Here is a 1881-nt window from a genome sequence, read left to right as displayed (position 1 = left end):
CGGGCAATAGACGCCAAGAACGAGCCAAGTTTCACACGTCCCTCGGGTCTCGCCGCCCGCTCCAAGATGTCGCGTATTTCGGCCTCGGTGCTGCGCCCGTGCAGGGCAGCCTGGATGCGGATTGCCCGATGCACTTCATCGGGNGCCACTTGGTAGTTACCAGTTTTTGCCATCATTGGTATCATTATATGCTTTTGATACCATAAATCAAGAATGCTTGATTGGTCCATTTTGGTAAACCCAAATAGACCCAGCATATCAGGCATGGCCCAATTGACCTAAACGCAACCCTAAAGAGCTATACTGGAAAGAACCACCTTTTTGAACCATACCGAGCGGCAGTGGCAGAGTTTAGGTTGTGTCCTGACCCCCTCCTAAAAGCCTTCAACGTGTCAGCATTCTTAGCATACAAATGAAATACAAGTAAAATACAAATTCGGTTTCCTGCGTACATACCGTGTAAATCATTAAGTGACATACACTGTATTTCTTATGAAATACTGGGTATTGACAAATTTGTGTTCTCGCGTACATACTATGAAATACAGGGTACATACAATGCATGAGGTAGATCCATGGTCATTCTATTTGCGTCTGACAAAGGCGGTGTAGGCAAAAGCACTACAGCGGCCAATATGGCCGTAATGATGTCCAGCAAGGGAAAAAGCGTAATCATTCTTAAAACTGATCAAAACCCTGACTTAATGACCTGGGCAGAAATCCGTAGTACAGCAGGTCTTTCCATCATCCCCGTTCATGAAGCGTACAGGGATGTGAGCAGTGAGATTTTACGGCTTAAGCCTATGTGCGACGTCCTGCTTGTCGATTGCCCAGGGCATGACAGCGCTGAATTTCGTAGTGCGTTAACGGTAGTCGACACCCTAATCACATTGATTAAACCGTCATCAATGTTTGAAAAAGGCACTCTGACTAATCTCACTGAGACTGTACGCACAGCGCAGTACAAGCATGGAAATGCGGCTCTGAAAGCCTACGTTTTGATGACGCGCATCAAGCCAAACAAGGTCCCGGATGCCATCGCTTTAGATGAGGAACTGCGTAGCGACAGCGTGTGGATACAGCCGTTGAAAGCTCGACTGTCTGAGCTGGATATTTACGAGAATGCCGTAAATGTCGGCGCAGGTGTGCATGAGGTAGAACGTGCTAGCAGCTTGCCAAAAGCCAAAGCGCAGCTTGAGCTAGTGGCACAAGAGATAGGGTTACTGTAATACATTTTTGAAATGCAGTGTATGTACGCTGTATGCGGAGATTTCCTTATGAAGCTTAAAAAACCGTCTTTCCAGATACCTATCGTTGATGGGTCTGAAATTTCAGCTCCCCAAGCAAGTACTGCTCGTTTCATCGCGTCAGGGGATCGCCGTCCAGACTCAGGAAGGCCGATACCGGCAACCTTTCGCTTGCCTCAAACAGTGATTGATGCTCTTGAAGAGGAAGCGGGACGAACCGGTCAGAACAAAACGACAATTCTGAAAGCGGCAGTCATGGCGTACAGTTTTCTTGAAGAAAACGAGAAGAACAAGTGGTTGTTGGATTCTATGAAAATGTCGTCAGGGAGGCAGAGAAATTAAAGTCAGCTCAAAAAGATGCCGGGGTATGGCGGTAACCATCCCCGGCGCGAACAAAAACTCCTTGGAGGGAAGATTATGTCCGAAAGAGATTATAACACAGTCCGTAACCTACACCTAAGCCAGCTTTCAGACCCTAAATATCTGCACTTGCTGCGAGAGTTTGCTGGTCACATGGCCCCTCCATGCGTGGCAGAGGCCCTAGGGTTTGTCTGAAAAGTCAGCCCGCAAGCATCTTTCGATGCAAGCCAGTGTGACCATCGCTTTAAAGCTACTTGCCAGCTTGTCGTAACGC

General features: G+C 47.7%; 3 protein-coding genes and 1 pseudogene. 2 read left to right on the top strand and 2 right to left on the bottom strand.

The genetic code is table 11. The features are described from left to right. The coding region (locus AO277_RS28765) for a FitA-like ribbon-helix-helix domain-containing protein (RefSeq protein WP_442757260.1) at positions 1-173 on the bottom strand (173 nt) is incomplete at its 3' end. 402 nt (positions 174-575) lie between these two features. Between AO277_RS28765 and AO277_RS13145 the strand changes: the two genes are divergently transcribed. Further along, complete coding sequence (locus tag AO277_RS13145; RefSeq protein WP_015060677.1) at positions 576-1229, top strand: division plane positioning ATPase MipZ; 654 nt, start codon at positions 576-578, stop codon at positions 1227-1229. A gap of 48 nt (positions 1230-1277) precedes the next feature. Next, positions 1278-1589 (top strand): YlcI/YnfO family protein, encoded by a 312-nt coding sequence (locus tag AO277_RS13140; RefSeq protein ID WP_053480882.1) that lies wholly within the window; start codon positions 1278-1280, stop codon positions 1587-1589. 198 nt (positions 1590-1787) lie between these two features. Here AO277_RS13140 and AO277_RS13130 read toward each other — a convergent pair. Then, positions 1788-1881, bottom strand: a pseudogene (locus AO277_RS13130) (IS5/IS1182 family transposase); the annotation flags it as partial.

The sequence above is a fragment of the Pseudomonas amygdali genome (genome assembly GCF_002699855.1).
Classification (GTDB): Bacteria; Pseudomonadota; Gammaproteobacteria; order Pseudomonadales; family Pseudomonadaceae; genus Aquipseudomonas; species Aquipseudomonas amygdali.
Note: the sequence above shows the minus strand (reverse complement) of the source record. Positions and strands in the feature narration are given on the sequence as shown.

Bases quoted from the DNA above. Each gene is read 5' to 3' on its own strand.
- AO277_RS13145 (WP_015060677.1), top strand. From the start codon at position 576: ATGGTCATTCTATTTGCGTCTGACAAAGGCGGTGTAGGCAAAAGCACT.
- AO277_RS13140 (WP_053480882.1), top strand. From the start codon at position 1,278: ATGAAGCTTAAAAAACCGTCTTTCCAGATACCTATCGTTGATGGGTCT.